This is a genomic window from Chitinimonas violaceus (genome assembly GCF_052601015.1).
Genome location: NZ_JBQXDJ010000030.1, coordinates 32246 through 49116, shown reverse-complemented (window position 1 = coordinate 49116; position 16871 = coordinate 32246). Strand labels below are relative to the sequence as shown.

Sequence of the window (16871 nt, the reverse complement as noted above, 5' to 3'; positions counted from 1 at the left end):
TATCGGTATCGTCGACTCTCCAAGGACTATGAATGCCTCACCCTATCCAGCGAAACATTCATTCAAATCGCCATGATCAATTTGATGCTCAACAGACTGGAATAGCAACTTTTAAAACACGCTCTTATGCCGAGTTTGGGCGCAGGCCACAGGAAAATCGGTCTGCCGGAACCGACCATGGAACGGCAAATGCCCACTTCGTTTTAGGTGGCCAAGTGCACGGCGGATTGTATGGTAAACGCCCGGACTTCAACGATCTCGATGGGGATAACTTGCGGTTTGGGGTTGATTTCCGGCAGCTCTATGCAAGTGCGTGCCACTATTGTTGGCAAAGTGATGGTGTGGCGGCGTTAGGTGGGCGTTTCGAACCGCTTCCTGTTGTAGCGTAAGAGCTTGATCAAAGTCTTCTGCGCTTCAGCAATACTGCGTTAAAAACAGCCTCGAAATGCTCATTTACCACGCGTAAACTCTGTTCCCTCGGTTGCTTTCGCCTTGTTTTGTCCTAGCTCGCGAGACGCTGAACCGGTTCTAATCAGTACAGGTGCTTCCTTTATGAATATCAAAATAAAAAACGGTGCACTGAATGGTGCACCGTTTTTATTCCAGCTAGGACGATTTATTTGGCAGCGTTGATCATGTATTCCGCTGCAGCGTGGAACTCTTCGTCCGAACCCTGGTAACCACCTTTCGGGGGCATTGCACCTTTACCTGCTATGCCAATCTTGATGGCGGCATCAACACCCTCTTTCAGGCGGGATGCCCAGTCGGCTTTGTCACCGAACTTGGGTGCACCAGCCAAACCACTTGCATGACAGGCCATACAAACCGTGTCATAGATTTCTTTGCCCTTGGCTGCGGGGTCGGCTTTGCCACCGGCAGCGCCACCGGCAATGGGTGGCTCGGTGAACTTGCCGCCACCCGCATTGCCCAAGTAGGCAACTGCACGGGCGACTTCGTCATCGGTTAGGTCAGCGGCGCCACCTTTGGCTGGCATAGCATTAAAGCCCTTGACCGCATGTTCAACCAATGTCGCAAAGCCCTTGCTGATACGCGCTCCCCAGGCTGCTGTATCAGAAAATTTGGGTGCGCCAGCCAGCCCTGCAGCATGGCAGGAAGCGCAGATATTTTCGTACACGGCTTTGCCGTTGCGACTGCCGGGAGGGCCTGAGTCATCCAGTTTGGAATAGCCCACCGGTTGCACACGAGCAATGACCGCTTCATTGGTCATGCTGGGGCTACCAGCATCGAGAACCATACCCCCTGTGGCAACTTTGATGACTAGGTAGATGAATAGGGGGATACCAATGATTGCGGCAAGAATAATGCCGATAAGACCTTTTGCCGACATCCCGGACTCGGCTTGCGCTTCGCTCATGCTGCGATCCTTTTTTATGCGCTACGGTAAAAACCAATACGGAAAAACCCCGCGATTATAGCGGGGATTAGGCAGGCAACCAATCTACAGCGCTATTGGCTGGACGCAGGAGACCAAATCAGCTATTCTTGCGCGCCTCTAAAGACGCGTCCGTAGCTCAGTTGGATAGAGTGTCAGTTTCCGAAGCTGAAGGTCCCTGGTTCGATCCCAGGCGGGCGCGCCAGAGTTAAATAAAAAAGCCAGCATTTTGCTGGCTTTTTTATTTATTAACCAATCAGTTATTCGTTATGCCCAGATATTGGCAATCAATGGCTGTTTCGGTTATTTGCCTATTTGTGTCGCTGCTAATACGCCAGGCTTTGGCATTTGGGCGTGATGTAATGGCAGCGTGAAATTGTCCGTCAATAAAATGCAACGCTGCGCCATCGTCTGCTGCCCATGTGGTGGGCATCGCACCGCTGGCAACATGGTGGTGCAAACTAGGCCGCCGTTCCGATTCGCCGTCGTAATGGGGGCATGCGCCGCCAGCTAACCAGCCAAGGCCTGGGAGAGGGGTTAATGCACCAGGAATCGAGTCTGTCAGGCCATATTCGAACCAGCAAATCATGCCGGCGCTGATGCCACCGATAACAGTACCCTGTTCATAGGCTTGTTTTAACGTGCTGTCGATTTGCCAATCATGCCACAGCGCCAGCATGGATTTGGTGTTGCCGCCCCCGACAAAAATGACATCTTGTTCCAACAAGTAACCAGCAATATCGTTGGTGTGCGGCCTGAATAAGGAAAGATGGCTGGCAAGGCAATTATAGCCCGCATGGGCCGCGTAAAATTTGAGCAGATAGTTGTCTGCATCGCCGCTCGCTGTGGGTATGAAGCAGATACGCGGCTTTTCCTTACGTGTGGCGTGAAGAACATACTGGTCGAGCAGGGGAGACTTTTCCATCGAAAAACCACCACCACCGAGCACAATAAGCTGTTGCATGTCGATCTGCTTTTCAGTGAAGTACAGGCGCGGCAAGTAGGGGCTTTATGCGAGCTGAGAAGTACAGCAAGGGCAGCGTGTCGCTTTGACAGGTACCGGGCTGTAGCAGAACTCGCATTCCTTGGTGGTAGGAGATGTGGCTACAGGTGTTTCTTCGCGCTTGAGCTTGTTCAAGGTGCGGATTAGTAGAAACACAGCGAATGCGACGATGATGAAGCTGATGACCGCATTGGCGAACAGGCCGATATTGATGGTGACAGCACCGGCATCCTGTGCGAATTTGAGTGTGTCATACGGGCCGGCGGCTTTGACACCTTCCTTCAAGACGATAAACAGGTTGGTGAAATCTACGTTGCCCAGCATCCAGCCTATAGGGGGCATGATCACGTCTTTTACCAACGAATCCACGATCTTGCCGAATGCACCACCAATGATCACCCCGACTGCAAGGTCAACGACATTGCCTCGCATGGCGAATTCTTTGAATTCCTGGAGCATGCTTTCTCCTCAAATTAAAGGTGGATGGGTAGGTTTAGTGCTTAAAGAGGATAACGGCTTGCCAGACTAACATTCATCCAACAAACAAAAAAGGCAGCCTAAGCTGCCCTTTCTGTTTATGCACTAACCGTTGCTGGAACGATTAGAACGAGTGATACGCACCCACTGAGAAGTAGGAGGTGTCCTTTTGACTACCAGCAAAGTCCGTAGCCATATACTCGGTCACGATGTTGGTACGCTTGGACAGAGGTACTGCCAAACCAGCGCCGTAACGAACATAGCGGCTGTCTGCCAACTTGACACTACCGTACTTGAGCTTGTCAGCAATGATTACACCACCGTACAGGGAGTTGCCTTCCAGGTTGTACATGGCGTTGACCAGGAAGCTGTTGCGCTTGTTGGTGCCGTAACCGTTCTCAGAAAATACGTGGCGTTGGAAGCCAGCGCCAAGAGCCAAGTCACCGAAAGCAGTACCGCCGCCCAGCAGAACGTTGTTCAGCTTGGAACCATTATTTGTCAGATTACGGCCCATGTTTGCACCAACGATGTACCAAAAATCGCTTATCGTACCCTTGACTGAGTAGCTCAGGTTGGTGGCTTCTTTCTGGCCTGTGGTCTTGTTCTTGTTCTCGCCAACTGAATAGTCAACCATTACATCCATGCCAGGCATGGAGTAGGTGTAACGAATGGTATTGTCAGTACGGTATTTATAGCCACCGTCTTTTTTGTCTGGCACCAAGGCTGTGCCGGTGTAACCCAGCTGATCATCGCCGTTGACCGAAAAACTCTTGTCTTGATACCAAGGATCGAATTCTTCGTAGGCCTTGGTGTAGGCACTCTTACCGCGACCCAGTTGAATACCACCGAACTCGCTGCTCTTCAAACCCACCCAACCCTCGCGTGTTGCAAAGCCGTTTTGGTTGGCATCATCAGGTCTGACCTTGCTCTCGATCTGGAACCAAGCATTCATGCCATTGCCCAGACCTTCGCTACCTTTGACACCAATACGGGAAGCTTCGTCATCAACGCTGAATGTGTTGTCCTTGGTGTTGTCGGAAACAATAGCCACGTTCACTTGACCGTACAGAACCACTTCGTCAGCAGCAAACGCCGCAGGCGCAACTGCAGCAGCTACGGCGAGGGCGATGAATTTCTTGTTCATTGCGTCTTCCTTTTAAGAAAAGTTTGGAAAGGCGGTGTAGCAAAATCAGACTGCTCATTGAATTTGGAGCAGTACGGTACAGCGGCATGATAGGCGGCGCTCTGTGCACTAAGCAACGAACTGGCAATATGCATGAAGCGTATGAACCGCGGAGTCATGGTCTCTGATTGTTTGTAACGTATTGTTTTTTAATTGCTATTAAATTCTTCGCGGGGAAAATCCTGGTTGCGGCAATGCAACACAAAAGGCATTTTACATTCCAGCAATATCTATTGGCCTGTCTAAATACACCGCTACCTCATCCGGATTGTGTTCGCGGAGAGGAAATGAGGAAATCAGGGGCTTCCTCAATACTTTTATAAAATTGGACTTACCAGACAAGCGTTAGGTTGTGCATTTTCGGAAATGTTCAATTGCCCTGTGTAATTAAATTTTGGGTATTCATAAGTCAAGACAGCTTACATGTTGTGAATGGACAATTATGCATATGGGTTAAAGAATGAATGGTAAACCGACCAAGAGGTAACGTATTGCTTTACCAAGGAAAATGAATAATGCAGTGGGTGTTTTAGCTAGGGTCAGCCAACCTGCTGCCAAGCATAACGCGTCGCCAATCAAGGGTAGCCAAGCGAGCAAAAGGGTAATAACACCATATCGTTTCATTAGGGCAAGTGCGCGTGGCGATAGGTGATCGGTTGCTCGGGGATTGAATCGCCTCAAGTATCTGCCAAGCCAATAACTGCTCAGGCTACCCAAAGTATTGCCAACAGTGACGCAAATTAATGCGGGCACCCAATCATAGGGCCGTTGGTACAGCACGAATGCCAATGCGATTTCGGAATTACCAGGCAGCAAGGTTGCTGATAGCAGGCCGGAAACGAATAGACCGGGTAGGCCAAATTCGGCAACAATACGGATAAGCCAGTCCAGCATGCGTAGTAGTGACTGCTAGGATGCGTATTGCTCAGAATGCAGGGGAGGAGCCAGCCTGGTCGCAGATTAGTTCTGCCAGTTTCTTAAAGAATTCAGATCCGTCGCGGGCACTTTTCCAAACGCCGTTTTCTAGCCGGTAATGAAAGCCACCAGTACGGGCGGCAACCCAGATCTCCTGATTAGCGGCATGCCGGTTGACGATAATCTTGCTGCCATCGTTGAACTCGATTTCCAGGACGTTGCCGTTGCGATTGAGATCGACATCAAACTCGCCTTCATCAAGCGCTGTCTCAATCCGATCGAAGATGCGGTCGCTTAAGCTGAGGAATTCGCTTTCGTTCATTGGCTGGCTCTTAGGTAGGTTGTTAGTATCTTGATTTTACCCTTCCAAAGGCTTTGTGATGCGTGTTGTTACTCTCTGCCTATTGGTTTGCCTCTTGAGTGCCTGTGGGTTCAAAGGGGCGCTGTATCTGCCTGATGCGGCCAAGGCACCAGCCAAGTCAAAGACACAGCCTTAAAACCTGCTTACGAACTTTACTGGTGCAGCCGTGAGCAGGGCTTGTGTACTGCTCAAAATCCTCACGGACAAGAGCACATTTCGGTTTCTGCGCCTTAGGTATTTTCGCCCCGGTTCGCGAGGCTTTGTAAAGGTGCGTAGAAGCTGTTTACATCCTTGTGGCAGGTTAGGGGCTACTTGTAGCACCGTTAGTCCGTTGCCTAACCAGAGAAATAAAAAACCGCCTGTTGAAAGGCGGCATTTTATCGAGCATGTACGCTTACTGGATAACGCAGTCGACGTAGTATTCGCCGCTGTTTTCATCCTTCACCAAACCGTGGATATCGGTTTCGAAGCCAGGGAAACGTTCGTTAAAGGCCCGTGCGAAGCGTAGATAGTCCACGATAGTTTTGTTGAAGCGCTCACCCGGAATCAACAGCGGAATACCCGGGGGATAAGGCGTAAGCAGAATCGCAGTAATACGGTCTTCCAGCTCGTCCAACGGTACCCGCTCGATTTCCCGGTGTGCCATCTTGCTGAAGGCCTTGGCGGGCTTCATTGCAGGCACCATATCGCTGAGGTACATCTCGGTGGTCAAGCGTGCGACGTCGCCAGCGTGGTAAACCTCGTGGATCTGCTGACACAGATCACGCAATCCAATCCTTTCATAACGCGGGTTCTTGGCAATGAACTCCGGCATTACCCGCCACAATGGCGAATTGGCATCGTAGGCGTCCTTGAATTGCTGTAACTCCGTCACCAGGGTGTTCCAGCGGCCCTTGGTGATGCCGATGGTAAACATGATGAAGAAGCTGTAGAGGCCGGTTTTTTCGACGATGATGCCGTGCTCTGACAAGTACTTGGTCAGGATGGCAGCCGGGATACCGGTATCGGAAAAGTTGCCGTCCACATCGAGACCTGGCGTGATCACGGTTGCTTTAATCGGGTCCAGCAGATTGAACCCATCTGCCAATGCACCGAAGCCGTGCCAATGCTCGTTGGCATGCAGTTCCCAATCAGCGCGTTCTCCTAAGCCTTCTTCCGCTAAATATTCTGGTCCCCAGACTTTAAACCACCAGCTGTCGCCATATTCTGCGGCGACTTTGCGCATGGCGCGTCGGAAATCCAGTGCTTCGAAAATCGACTCCTCCACCAGCGCAGTACCGCCAGGTGCCTCCATCATGGCGGCAGCTACATCACAGCTGGCAATGATCGAGTATTGCGGTGAGGTGGAGGTATGCATCAAGTACGCTTCGTTGAAGCGATACCGGTCCAGCTGACGGGTTTCTGATTCCTGTACCAGGATCTGTGAGGCTTGGCTCAGGCCGGCCAACAGTTTGTGCGTTGATTGGGTTGCGAACACCATCGCTTCTTTCGAACGCGGGCGGTCACGGCCAATCGCGTGCATATTCTTGTAAAAGTCGTGGAAAGCGGCGTGGGGCAACCAAGCTTCATCAAAGTGCAGCGTGTCGATGGTATCGCCGAGCACGTCTTTGATCATTTCAACGTTGTACAGCACGCCATCGTAAGTTGACTGAGTAATGGTGAGGATGCGCGGCTTACTGCCAGGACGTTTGGCCAACGCTTCCTTGGCGAATGGGTTCGCTTCGATCTTCTTCTGGATGGTTTCCGGGCGGAATTCATCAAGCGGAATTGGACCGATGATGCCGTAGTGGTTGCGCGTCGGCATCAGAAACACCGGGATAGCGCCACACATCATGATCGAATGCAGAATAGACTTATGGCAGTTACGGTCGACAACGACGATATCGCCAGGTGCCACTGTAGCGTGCCAGACCATCTTGTTGCTGGTGCTGGTACCGTTGGTGACGAAGAACAGATGGTCACAACCAAAGATGCGGGCGGCATTGCGCTCGGAAGCGGCAACAGGGCCGGTATGGTCGAGCAACTGCCCCAGTTCATCCACCGAGTTGCAAACGTCTGCGCGTAGCATGTTCTCGCCAAAGAACTGGTGGAACATCTGGCCTACTGGCGACTTCAGGAAGGCAACGCCGCCAGAATGGCCAGGGCAATGCCAGGAGTAGGAGCCATCCTGCGCATAATGGAGTAGGGCGCGGAAGAAGGGTGGGGCAAGCGAGTCCAGGTACTGCTTGGCTTCGCGCACGATGGCCCGGGCAACGAACTCAGGAGTGTCCTCGAACATGTGGATGAAGCCGTGCAGCTCCTTTAACACATCGTTGGGGATGTGGCGGCTGGTACGCTTTTCGCCATACAGGAAGATGGGGATCTCAGCGTTTTTGTAACGAATTTCGGCGACAAAATCCCGCAAGTTCTTGACGGCAATGGTCTCTTCACCGGGCTCTCCGCCGATGAATTCCTCGTCATCGATGGAAAGGATAAAGCTGGAAGCGCGACTTTGCTGTTGTGCAAAGCCTGTCACGTCGCCATAGCTGGTTACGCCTAGGACTTCATAGCCTTCTTCCTCAATCGCTTTGGCGAGGGCGCGAATACCCAGGCCACTGGAATTCTCGGCACGAAAATCTTCATCGATGATGATGACAGGGAAACGGAATTTCATCGGGGAAACCTCATTAGTCTGGTAAAGACTGATATTGCGTGTTCAAACAAGACATCCATATAGATTGCCAACGCCCTAGTGCCTATCCACAACCTTGCTGCACAGCCATTATCTGGGCACATGTGCTGCGCCTTATCCTGCGGACAACTACTCGTAACAGGTCGTTAGCAGTTTCTAGTTGTGAACAAGAACCTGATGCAGGCCGCCCCCATTCAAAAGTTTGGAGATGGATTTGTGCAGGCGATGCGGTTCTATGTCAAAGGCAATATAGCTAGCGGTGGCTTTGAACTGGTTCTTTGGATGTAGCGACGGAAAAAGGACGAGGCCGCTCCTTCATGGATGCGGCCCCAGGAATATTCAAGTTAAATGTAGGCGCTAGGCAGGCAATCCGTGTTTAGGCTTGTGGGACGGTATCGGCGAAAGCTGGCCGCTGAGCCAGTTTATCTGCCAGGCGAGCAAGGTTTGGGTATCCATTTCGCCAACCAATTTCTGCGAAACGAAGATCCAGGTAGCCAAGGCATGCGCCGACGGCGATATCTGCAAGACTGTAACTTTCCCCATTGCACCAGCTGCCTTCCCCGAGTTCTTCAGAGAGCGTTTTCAGGCCGCGGTGAATTTTTGCTTCCTGCCGCGCGATCCAATCCTGGCTTTGTTGCTCGGATGGGCGTTTACGCTCAAGAAAGATTGTGGCGGCAGCATCGCAAATGCCATCAGCAAGTGCTTCCCAGCGTTTGACTTGTATCGCTTGGCGATAGTCGTTGGGAATCAGCTTGGCCACTGGCGAGACATGGTCGAGATACTCAACGATGACGCGGGAGTCAAACAGCGTTGAACCATCATCCAGAACTAGTACAGGGATTTTGCCAAGCGGATTGACGTCGGGCACTTTGGAGTCGGCATTCCAGGGGATGTCCACGGTCAATGGGCATTCGATGCGCTTTTCCTGCAGCACAATGCGCACCTTGCGGGCGTAGGGGCTGGTGAGCGATGCGATCAGCTTCATGGCAATAACCGTTGAACAGGAACCGTAGATTTTAGGGAAGTGAGGGAGGGATCGCCAGCGCTTCCTATATATGCTGTATCGAGCGGCCAACAACTGCAAAACACGGTGAAGGGCAACGATGAGATACGCTTTTTACCCCTGAATGGTGCAGCGCGCAATGCATGTGTCTATTCGTTGGCATCAGGCCCCAGGCAGGCTGAAGAAAAGTGCTTCCGTACTGCTGCCTACATTCAGCGGAAAGACCCGATTCAGCTGAGCTGGGGAGAGGATCTCACGGCTTGGGCCTGCTGCAACCAGTCTGCCCTGCCGAAGCAGCCAAGTCTGGTCGGTATAGGCGAAAGCCAGATTGACGTCTTGCAGGCTGGCTACGACAGATAAAGGTAGGGTGCGGACCAGCTGATGCAGGCCAGCCAGCAGAACATGCTGATGATAAGGGTCCAAGTAGGCGGTAGGTTCATCAAGTAACAGGAGCGCGGGTGTTTGTGCGGCTGCCGCACAGGCTTGAACCAGTACACGCGCCAGTTGGGTTCGACGTTGTTCACCTGCGGAAAGCCGGGGGTAGGGGTGTTCGGCCAGTTCATATAAGTCGCAGAGCCGCAATACGCTGTCGATAAGCCCTTGCAGTTTACCCAAGGCAATCTCAGCGAAGGGGGCTGCGCCGAGGAGGGCAACTTCGCGTACATTGAACTCGGCATTCAGCTTGCTCGACTGCGGCAGGAAGGCACGCCGCCTCGCCAACTGTTCGGTTGGAACAAGACTTAAATTCAATCCATCAAATGATATTTCCCCACCTCCGGGGCTGAGTTCGCCAGCCACTACTGACAGTAGGCTGGATTTGCCAGCGGAGTTCATCCCCAACAGGCTGATGAGCTGGCTTAGCGGTGCGTCCGCGCTGACACCATCGAGCACTGTTTTGCCATTGCGCCAGAGACTGACTTGGGTGAGTTTGAGCATGAGTTGATGCTAGGTGCTTAGGTCAACAGAGGCTAGTGCAGTGAGCCTGACGGTATGCAGCAGAATAATTTCGTCTTAGAACCTGTTTAAAGTCTGCTGTGCGTCAGCAATACGGCGTTGAAAACACCCTCGGAATGCTCATTTACCACGCGTAAACTCCGCTTCCTTGGCTGTTTTTGCCTTGTCTTGATCTAGCTCGCGAGACTTTAGACAGGTTCTTAAGTGTTCTTGGGTGTTGTGGTTAGTAGGAAGCTTGAATTGGCTACCCAAAAAGAAGCGGGGCATAAATGCCCCGTGTTATTGAAATATTGCCTGTAGGTTATCCAATAAGGTCAATACCAAGGCTTAAATAGGTTCTATCGATCGTGAACAGTTGGCGAGCGATATTTGGCCCGCCAGCCGTTGATTCACTTGCCGTGTACCTGGAACAACCCGGTAGAAGCTGCATCGATGGCACGGGTCTGCGTATTATTGTCCAACCGCTGCCAGCCTGGGCAATAGTTACCCGAGCAGGGTGTGCCTGTGTAACGCCATATCCAGCCGTCGTTATGCAGTTGGTAAAGTCCACCCGTTGCTGCCACGATGGCGGTGGTCTTCGGGTTGTTGTCCAACCGCTGCCAGCCGGGGCAGGAGTTTCCCGTGCAAGGTGTACCGGTGTAGCGCCAGATCCAACCATCGTTATGCAATTGATACAGCGCTGTGCCAGCTGCAGTGATGGCTGTGGTTTTCAGGTTGTTGTCTAACCGCTGCCATCCTGGGCAGGAGCCACCGCTGCATGGTGTGCCGGTGTAACGCCATATCCAGCCGTCGTTATGCAACTGGAACAGCCCACCAGATGCGGCGACGATGGACTTGGTCTTGGCGTTGTTGTCCAGCAGTTGCCAACCTGGGCAGGAGTTGCCACTGCAGGGTGTACCGGTATAGCGCCAGATCAACCCATTATTGTGCAGTTGGTAAAGTGCGCCGTTAGCTGCGGTGATGGATTGGGTTCTGGCGTTGTTGTCCAGCATTTGCCAGCCAGGGCAGGAGCTGCCGCTGCATGGCGTACCGGTGTAGCGCCAGATCCGGCCATCGGTATGCAGCTGGTACAAATTGCTGCCGTCCGCTGTGATGGCAATGGTCTTGGTGTTGTTATCGATCAACTGCCAGCCAGGGCAGGAGACGCCACTGCAAGGCACGCCGGTATAGCGCCATATCCGTCCATCGTTATGCAGCTGGTAAAGTATGCTGCTACTGCCGGCCGCTACGCTGACTGTGCGCGTGTTGTTGTCCAGCCGTTGCCAGCCTGGGCAGGAATCACCGCTGCAGGGCGTACCGGTATAACGCCAAATGGCGCCAGATGGATTACGGAATGTAGAGACCTGCGGGCCGGTAGTACTCAGTGCACGGGCATCATTGGCCTGATCCGCATTGCCCATCGCTACGCCGCCGTATTTGATGCTGGGGTTTGACCAATATGGCAGACGTGGGCAGCTGGGCGAGCAGTCGTAAGCCATGATGGTGCGCCAGGATGGACCCTGGAAACCGTGACCATACGAAAACGGCGTGGTGGTTGGGTCTGCAGCGATATTGTGCCGTGCACCCTGCAAGTGGCCAATCTCGTGACCAAATGAGTAGTAGCCAGTCGCACAGCTGTAATGCACGGCAGCAAAGGCACTGGTAGGCGTTGCCCAGATCGCGTCAGCCATACCGCAGTAATCGGTCTGGTTGACGATCAGCACCACCACGTCCGCGGCATAGGTGTTACGCAGAGTGTGGAGCGTATCCATGCTACCGTCAGTGGTGCCAGCCAAGTCGTTGACGATGGTGTCGTAGCTCTTACCCGATTCCGAATAAGCGACTTTGCCCCGATAGACGAGCTGCAGGCGTGTGTTCACCTTGCTGTTCTGGTAGCTGGCGTTGGTTTCATCCACGGCTAGCTGGATCATTGCCAGTGTATTGGCTGCACCACCCTTCGCGGTTTCCACCGAGCCGGTATAAGCCACCAACACCTTGGTGACAGGGCCTATCGAGCTGAGTGTACTGCTGTCGAGGTTGGCGCTATCGAGCGTAGCGGTGTTGTCCATGGTTGCATCGCCTGCCGCCATATCTGCCTTTCCCTGCTGCAGATTGACGGGTCTGGCCAGCAACTCTTTCTGCTTGAAACTTGGTGGCTCATCGGGTGGGAACTGTGATTCGTCCACTTCGATCAGCGCGTGCATGCCGTTGCCAAGTGATTCAATACGGAACAACTGATTGCCACGCCGGATCGTACCTTCCACGGCTTCGCCATACACTGCCAGCATGGCGTCACCAGGCTGATCGGCCAGTTGGCCACGCCAAGAGAAGTCATCTTCGCTTCGTCGCGTCATGCTCTGCCGAGTTGCAGAGCTGGCTTGGCCCTGCAGTGTAAAGTCAAGCTGCTTGCTCTGTTTGATTGCATCGAGATTGATACGTACAACGGTGAATTGCTTGGTGGTTTTGCGGGCTTTGATCTGATCGGTCAGTTGCTGTTGTTCGGGGCGCATATCGTTATTTGCTGACTGCGCGAGTGGTGTGAACAATTGTGCGGCAAAGGTTGAGATAGGCAGTAGCAGACACCACAGTAAGAGCTGTAGGCCTTTGCTTAGCCATGACCAGAGGGATAAATGTGAAAACATAACCTTCCTCCTTGCTAATACCTGTCAATTAGCAAAACAATAGTGTCCCGTCATTTATGAAAATAAATGAACAGTCTGACGGGTACGCCATCGCTTTAATGGAAAAGTCGGGTTCTATGCGAACGTTGACTTATCGATTGCCCGGTATTTAAAAAGCAAATATGCCGTTGCGATCGATGAGTAATTTTCAGAGCAATTGCCCTAATCTCACATCCCTCATTTGGAGGAAAGATTCGCTAATTGTCTGGAAATGGTATTTTTGCCGATTGGCAATTGCGGAAAATCACTTTTCCATTATTGATCAGCATCGTCGAAGGCTTGACGTGGGCAATCACCATTTGTCGCCAAGACATACTAGGGGTGCAGGTTGCGGTCAGTAATACTGCTCAGTAGTAAAGTTGCTATTTGTCGAAATATGCTGGGATGTTTGGATAGCAAGGCTTGCGTGTTATATGGCTTATTTTCTGCTTATTTTTCAATGAGGTTTAGGTTGGAATTAAATAACTCATGCAAAATAAGGTGAGTGATTTACTTGTGGGTGGTTAATAAAAATAAGTTGGCAATTAATCACGGATATATTCCGTATTCTTTCACTAATTCAAATCAGATTAATATATTGGCGATGGGTTGAAAATATTTGCAATCCATACGCTGCGGTAATCTTTCGGTGTATCCAATTAATAGAGCTTGAGAGGGGTGTAATCTTCGTTCGGGGTGCCTACGTTATCGGCCCATTGGAAGCTAACCAATCTCACTGATTTTGTCGCGTGCTTGCTGGACCGCATTCTTGGCAGCGGCTGAGAAGCGTGTACTGGCGAAGTTGGCAACTTGGCGAGTAGCTTTTGATAACGAGTCCAGTGCACAGCCGCTAACGCAGACAGCTTTCTTCAGGGGATCGCTCACCGCTTCGGGTTGTGTATCCAGGCTGGCTAGGACACCACGTTGTTGCTCGGCCAATGTTTTTTCCATTAGCTGCATCGCATCGGTGATGGCCGACACTTGGGCAACGAAAACAGCGCAACTCAGGCTTATGCCTTGATCGATATGGTGCTGGAATTGTTCTGCAGGAGCGCCAGGACTCCTTAAGGCGGTCATCCAATCACGGTACCCATCAAATTGGGCTGTGAGCAGCCGTTCGAAATTGCGGGCGGCTACGTCGGCACTTTCATTGAAGAGTTCAAACTGTTGATCGAGCCGGGGTTTGGGCCGGGCGGCGGTAGGAGCATTCATTTGCCGTTAACTTCCTGAATCAATCGGTCCTGTAGACAGATGTTGCACCGCAATAATTGGCGCAGTCTATGCCGCTGTAGGGGGAAGTCAATTAGGAAAACGTGAATAATGACATTGATACAACATAGGGAATTCAGCGCCAAGTCACTTCGGTATTGATCCCGACGAAGGATAGGCCTGCCTCTGCGAGCTTTAGATACCCCCCTTTTCCAGCGTACCAATCTGGCAACACCCAACGTTCGCGTACATCTTCGGCCAGTTCATGTTGATGCTGTGCAGGGCGGTGGGTATGGCCATGTATGAGGTCTGCCCCTGCGTGTTTGGCAAACAGTGTGGCAACGGCCTGTAAATTCACATCCATGATCTCGGCAGCCTTTTGCTTCTTGGCTATTTCACTGGCGGCTCGGATGCGTTCGACCTCTGCTTTACGTTCTGCAAGTGGCCTTGCCAGGAAGGCAGCCTGCCAAGCTGGTTGGCGTACAGTGGTACGAAACTGCTGATAGGCGGTGTCATCGGTACACAGCACATCGCCATGGCTTAGAACGAGCTTACGGCCGAAAGCGTCGAGTAGATGCGGGTCATTCAGGAGTGTTGCTCCGGCTGCTGTGGCGAATTGCTGCCCCAGTAGAAAGTCACGGTTGCCATGCATCAGGAAAACCGCAGTGCCTTGGTCTGAGAGCACGCGTAGTTCGGCGGCTATACGCCAGTTCAGGGCGTCATTGTCATCGTCACCTACCCAATATTCGAAGATGTCGCCGAGCAGATACAGCGCGCTGGCTTCTCGGGCGGGCTTCTGTAGAAATTCGATGAAAGCGGCTGTCGTAGCGGGATCCGCATCAGATAAATGCAGGTCGGAAGCGAACAGAATGGGTTGAGGCATATTGCGTGGCTTTTAAATGAGAACGGCGCGGATAACCGCGCCGTGCAGGCTGTGAGCAGATTCTAGGAACACGCTCTTGAGCATTGAAAATAAGCTCGAAGAACTTGCCTTAGAACTTGTTCAAAGTCTCGCGAGCTAAAGCGAGACAAGGCGAAAAACAACCGGGGAAGCGGAGTTTACGCGTGGTAAATGAGCATTCCGAGGGTGCTTTCAACGCCGTATTGCTGACGCACAGCAGACTTTAGACAGGTTCTTAGACCAGCTCGGCCTTTTCGATCACGACATCAGTCACTGGCACATCCTGGTACATAGCTTTGGAACCCGTGCGTACTACCTTGATGGCATCGACCACATTGGCACCTTCAACTACTTTGCCAAATACGCAGTAGCCAAAACCTTGCGCAGTCGGTGCTGTGTAGTTCAGGAAGTTATTGTTGTTGACGTTAATAAAGAATTGGGCGCTGGCTGAGTGTGGATCAGGCGTGCGAGCCATAGCCACCGTGTACTTGTCGTTCTTGAGGCCATTGGCAGCTTCGTTCTCGACGGGTGGACGGGTTTCTTTTTGCTTCATACCGGGTTCAAAACCGCCGCCTTGGATCATGAAGTCGTTAATGACGCGGTGAAAAATCGTTCCGCTGTAATGGCCAGCTTTTACGTACTCGACAAAATTGGCCACGGTTTTAGGTGCTTTTGCCTCATCAAGCTCGATACCGATAAGACCGTGGTTGGTATGCAGATTGACGCGCATGGGGAATGTCCTTTCGTTTATTTTTTGTTTGTTGTCTGTCAGCGAATCAAGACGGACAGTCAGGGAGTTGAAGGTAGCGGTTTGGCCGTCATGATGATGATAGGTTTGAGCGGTACATCTGGCATCCCATTCACAATGCCAGTTGGCTGAGTGGCCATTTTATCGACCACATCCATGCCCTTCACTACTTTGCCGAATACGGTATAGCCCCAACCTGCTGGTGTAGATTCACGGTAGTTCAAGGCGGCGTTATCGCGCAGATTGATATAGAACTGTGCGCTGGCTGAGTGGGGGTCATTTGTGCGTGCCATGGCCAGTGTACCGGGGCTGTTCGATAAGCCGTTGTTTGCTTCGTTCTGAATTGGCTTATCGGTGGGTTTTTCCTTCATGTCGGCACCATATCCACCAGCTTGTGCGACGAAACCCGAAATCACCCGATGGAAAATCGTACCGTTGTAATGACCTTTGTTGACGTACTTAAGGAAGTTCTCGACCGATTTGGGCGCTTTGTCGGCAAACAGCTCTACTTCGACATCGCCTTGATTTGTTTTGAATAGAACGTGTGGGTTTGCTGCCTGGACCAACGGTGCACAAGCAATCAACAAGCTGCAGAGAAGGCGTTTCATCGTATTCCTGTGTGGTTTTACGGTAGTCGATAATGTTAGCACAGCCCTGTGGGCAGACTTTTACTGTGCTTTGGCGTTGCGATGTAAGCAATTTAGCGTATGCGGGCGTGAAAGTTTCCCCATCAACCCCTACAATCGCTCTTCCTCCAAACTGCATAGGGAGCATGGACCCATGGACAAGCTGATTACCGAATTCGATCGTGCATTGCGTACGGTTTTCGCACCAGCAGCCAGTGTACGTCCACATCCCGATGCGCATCTCCATGAAGCTGGCTTGAGCGTAGAAGAAAAACGTCATGCGGCAGGCCTGATGCGGGTGAATCATTGTGGAGAGGTTTGCGCTCAAGCCCTTTACCAAGGGCAGGCATTGACAGCGCGTAACCCTGCAACGCGTGAAGCGTTACGGCAGGCCGCTCAGGAAGAAACAGAACATCTGGCCTGGACCGAACGGCGTTTGGATGAATTGGGCAGTCATAAGAGCCTGCTCAATCCATTCTGGTACGCAAGTTCGCTGGCGATGGGGGTGACTGCCGGGTTGATTGGCGATCGTTGGAATCTGGGCTTTCTTGCCGAGACCGAGCGCCAAGTCAGCGAGCACCTGGACAGCCATCTGACTTTGTTACCTGTTGATGATGCACGTAGCCGTGCGGTGGTGATGCAGATGTTTGCTGATGAGACTGCACATGCGGAAGCTGCGGTTGAACTTGGAGCAGCTGAGTTGCCAGCCCCCGCCAAGGCAGCAATGCGCGCTATGTCACGCGTTATGACCACGCTGTCTTATCGTCTCTAGTACCAATCCACTCGAA

18 protein-coding genes, 1 tRNA gene and 1 pseudogene are annotated in these 16871 nt (G+C 52.1%); 6 read left to right on the top strand and 14 right to left on the bottom strand.

What is annotated here, in order from left to right; translation table 11 throughout:
* Both ACUHMQ_RS11875 and ACUHMQ_RS11870 read left to right on the top strand, forming a co-directional pair.
* Positions 1 to 105: pseudogene (locus ACUHMQ_RS11875) on the top strand (IS5/IS1182 family transposase); the annotation flags it as partial.
* The gene (locus tag ACUHMQ_RS11870; protein WP_445295673.1) at positions 57 to 389 is read left to right on the top strand and encodes a DUF1501 domain-containing protein; all 333 of its coding nucleotides are present in this window, start codon (positions 57 to 59) and stop codon (positions 387 to 389) included. The pseudogene ACUHMQ_RS11875 and the gene ACUHMQ_RS11870, both read left to right, overlap by 49 nt.
* A 227-nt stretch (positions 390 to 616) precedes the next feature.
* Here the strand turns inward: ACUHMQ_RS11870 and ACUHMQ_RS11865 are convergent, their stop codons facing one another.
* Positions 617 to 1375: a c-type cytochrome gene (locus ACUHMQ_RS11865; protein WP_445295672.1), complete on the bottom strand. Its 759-nt coding sequence runs from the start codon at positions 1373 to 1375 to the stop codon at positions 617 to 619.
* 146 nt (positions 1376 to 1521) lie between these two features.
* On the opposite strand from ACUHMQ_RS11865, the gene ACUHMQ_RS11860 reads away from it, so the two are divergent.
* A tRNA-Arg gene (locus tag ACUHMQ_RS11860) sits at positions 1522 to 1598 on the top strand.
* A gap of 51 nt (positions 1599 to 1649) precedes the next feature.
* Here the strand turns inward: ACUHMQ_RS11860 and ACUHMQ_RS11855 are convergent.
* The 5 genes from ACUHMQ_RS11855 to cyaY all read right to left on the bottom strand — a co-directional run bounded on the left by ACUHMQ_RS11855 (position 1650) and on the right by cyaY (position 5293).
* Positions 1650 to 2357, bottom strand: coding sequence for a Type 1 glutamine amidotransferase-like domain-containing protein (locus tag ACUHMQ_RS11855; protein ID WP_445295671.1), 708 nt, complete (start codon positions 2355 to 2357; stop codon positions 1650 to 1652).
* Between the two features lie 45 nt (positions 2358 to 2402).
* Entirely contained in the window at positions 2403 to 2855 is a 453-nt protein-coding gene (gene mscL, locus ACUHMQ_RS11850) for a large-conductance mechanosensitive channel protein MscL (protein WP_445295670.1), read from the bottom strand.
* 142 nt (positions 2856 to 2997) lie between these two features.
* Complete coding sequence (locus ACUHMQ_RS11845) at positions 2998 to 4017, bottom strand: porin (RefSeq protein WP_445295669.1); 1020 nt, start codon at positions 4015 to 4017, stop codon at positions 2998 to 3000.
* A 492-nt stretch (positions 4018 to 4509) separates the two neighbouring features.
* Positions 4510 to 4950: a YqaA family protein gene (locus ACUHMQ_RS11840; protein WP_445295668.1), complete on the bottom strand. Its 441-nt coding sequence runs from the start codon at positions 4948 to 4950 to the stop codon at positions 4510 to 4512.
* Between the two features lie 31 nt (positions 4951 to 4981).
* Positions 4982 to 5293, bottom strand: a complete 312-nt coding sequence (cyaY, locus tag ACUHMQ_RS11835; protein ID WP_445295667.1) for an iron donor protein CyaY — start codon at positions 5291 to 5293, stop codon at positions 4982 to 4984.
* Between the two features lie 58 nt (positions 5294 to 5351).
* Between cyaY and lptM the strand changes: the two genes are divergently transcribed.
* Positions 5352 to 5468: an LPS translocon maturation chaperone LptM gene (lptM, locus tag ACUHMQ_RS11830; RefSeq protein ID WP_445295666.1), complete on the top strand. Its 117-nt coding sequence runs from the start codon at positions 5352 to 5354 to the stop codon at positions 5466 to 5468.
* Between the two features lie 258 nt (positions 5469 to 5726).
* Here the strand turns inward: lptM and ACUHMQ_RS11825 are convergent, their stop codons facing one another.
* Positions 5727 to 7985, bottom strand: coding sequence for an Orn/Lys/Arg family decarboxylase (locus tag ACUHMQ_RS11825; RefSeq protein ID WP_445295665.1), 2259 nt, complete (start codon positions 7983 to 7985; stop codon positions 5727 to 5729).
* A gap of 180 nt (positions 7986 to 8165) precedes the next feature.
* Here ACUHMQ_RS11825 and ACUHMQ_RS11820 point away from each other — a divergent pair, with 180 nt between their 5' ends.
* Positions 8166 to 8291: a hypothetical protein gene (locus ACUHMQ_RS11820; protein WP_445295664.1), complete on the top strand. Its 126-nt coding sequence runs from the start codon at positions 8166 to 8168 to the stop codon at positions 8289 to 8291.
* 88 nt (positions 8292 to 8379) lie between these two features.
* On the opposite strand, the gene ACUHMQ_RS11815 is transcribed toward ACUHMQ_RS11820, so the two are convergent.
* From ACUHMQ_RS11815 to ACUHMQ_RS11785, 7 genes are all read right to left on the bottom strand, one after another.
* On the bottom strand, positions 8380 to 8988 hold the full coding sequence (locus ACUHMQ_RS11815; RefSeq protein WP_445295663.1) for a glutathione S-transferase: 609 nt from the start codon (positions 8986 to 8988) through the stop codon (positions 8380 to 8382).
* Positions 8989 to 9168: 180 nt separating this feature from the next.
* Positions 9169 to 9942, bottom strand: a complete 774-nt coding sequence (locus ACUHMQ_RS11810) for an ATP-binding cassette domain-containing protein (protein ID WP_445295662.1) — start codon at positions 9940 to 9942, stop codon at positions 9169 to 9171.
* A 407-nt stretch (positions 9943 to 10349) separates the two neighbouring features.
* Positions 10350 to 12449 (bottom strand): M12 family metallo-peptidase, encoded by a 2100-nt coding sequence (locus ACUHMQ_RS11805; protein ID WP_445295661.1) that lies wholly within the window; start codon positions 12447 to 12449, stop codon positions 10350 to 10352.
* 873 nt (positions 12450 to 13322) lie between these two features.
* On the bottom strand, positions 13323 to 13811 hold the full coding sequence (locus ACUHMQ_RS11800; protein WP_445295660.1) for a hypothetical protein: 489 nt from the start codon (positions 13809 to 13811) through the stop codon (positions 13323 to 13325).
* A gap of 133 nt (positions 13812 to 13944) precedes the next feature.
* Positions 13945 to 14691 carry a UDP-2,3-diacylglucosamine diphosphatase gene (locus ACUHMQ_RS11795; protein ID WP_445295659.1) on the bottom strand — a complete coding sequence of 249 codons (747 nt, stop codon included), beginning with the start codon at positions 14689 to 14691 and terminating at the stop codon, positions 13945 to 13947.
* A 253-nt stretch (positions 14692 to 14944) separates the two neighbouring features.
* Positions 14945 to 15439, bottom strand: coding sequence for a peptidylprolyl isomerase (locus tag ACUHMQ_RS11790; protein ID WP_445295658.1), 495 nt, complete (start codon positions 15437 to 15439; stop codon positions 14945 to 14947).
* Between the two features lie 59 nt (positions 15440 to 15498).
* Positions 15499 to 16065: a peptidylprolyl isomerase gene (locus ACUHMQ_RS11785; RefSeq protein ID WP_445295657.1), complete on the bottom strand. Its 567-nt coding sequence runs from the start codon at positions 16063 to 16065 to the stop codon at positions 15499 to 15501.
* Positions 16066 to 16237: 172 nt separating this feature from the next.
* Between ACUHMQ_RS11785 and coq7 the strand changes: the two genes are divergently transcribed.
* Positions 16238 to 16855, top strand: coding sequence for a 2-polyprenyl-3-methyl-6-methoxy-1,4-benzoquinone monooxygenase (gene coq7 / locus ACUHMQ_RS11780; protein ID WP_445295656.1), 618 nt, complete (start codon positions 16238 to 16240; stop codon positions 16853 to 16855).
* Positions 16856 to 16871 lie beyond the last annotated feature (16 nt).

Bases quoted from the DNA above. Each gene is read 5' to 3' on its own strand.
- ACUHMQ_RS11865 (WP_445295672.1), bottom strand. From the start codon at position 1,375: ATGAGCGAAGCGCAAGCCGAGTCCGGGATGTCGGCAAAAGGTCTTATC.
- ACUHMQ_RS11855 (WP_445295671.1), bottom strand. From the start codon at position 2,357: ATGCAACAGCTTATTGTGCTCGGTGGTGGTGGTTTTTCGATGGAAAAG.
- mscL (WP_445295670.1), bottom strand. From the start codon at position 2,855: ATGCTCCAGGAATTCAAAGAATTCGCCATGCGAGGCAATGTCGTTGAC.
- ACUHMQ_RS11845 (WP_445295669.1), bottom strand. From the start codon at position 4,017: ATGAACAAGAAATTCATCGCCCTCGCCGTAGCTGCTGCAGTTGCGCCT.
- ACUHMQ_RS11840 (WP_445295668.1), bottom strand. From the start codon at position 4,950: ATGCTGGACTGGCTTATCCGTATTGTTGCCGAATTTGGCCTACCCGGT.
- cyaY (WP_445295667.1), bottom strand. From the start codon at position 5,293: ATGAACGAAAGCGAATTCCTCAGCTTAAGCGACCGCATCTTCGATCGG.
- lptM (WP_445295666.1), top strand. From the start codon at position 5,352: ATGCGTGTTGTTACTCTCTGCCTATTGGTTTGCCTCTTGAGTGCCTGT.
- ACUHMQ_RS11825 (WP_445295665.1), bottom strand. From the start codon at position 7,985: ATGAAATTCCGTTTCCCTGTCATCATCATCGATGAAGATTTTCGTGCC.
- ACUHMQ_RS11815 (WP_445295663.1), bottom strand. From the start codon at position 8,988: ATGAAGCTGATCGCATCGCTCACCAGCCCCTACGCCCGCAAGGTGCGC.
- ACUHMQ_RS11810 (WP_445295662.1), bottom strand. From the start codon at position 9,942: ATGCTCAAACTCACCCAAGTCAGTCTCTGGCGCAATGGCAAAACAGTG.
- ACUHMQ_RS11805 (WP_445295661.1), bottom strand. From the start codon at position 12,449: ATGCGCCCCGAACAACAGCAACTGACCGATCAGATCAAAGCCCGCAAA.
- ACUHMQ_RS11800 (WP_445295660.1), bottom strand. From the start codon at position 13,811: ATGAATGCTCCTACCGCCGCCCGGCCCAAACCCCGGCTCGATCAACAG.
- ACUHMQ_RS11795 (WP_445295659.1), bottom strand. From the start codon at position 14,691: ATGCCTCAACCCATTCTGTTCGCTTCCGACCTGCATTTATCTGATGCG.
- ACUHMQ_RS11790 (WP_445295658.1), bottom strand. From the start codon at position 15,439: ATGCGCGTCAATCTGCATACCAACCACGGTCTTATCGGTATCGAGCTT.
- ACUHMQ_RS11785 (WP_445295657.1), bottom strand. From the start codon at position 16,065: ATGAAACGCCTTCTCTGCAGCTTGTTGATTGCTTGTGCACCGTTGGTC.
- coq7 (WP_445295656.1), top strand. From the start codon at position 16,238: ATGGACAAGCTGATTACCGAATTCGATCGTGCATTGCGTACGGTTTTC.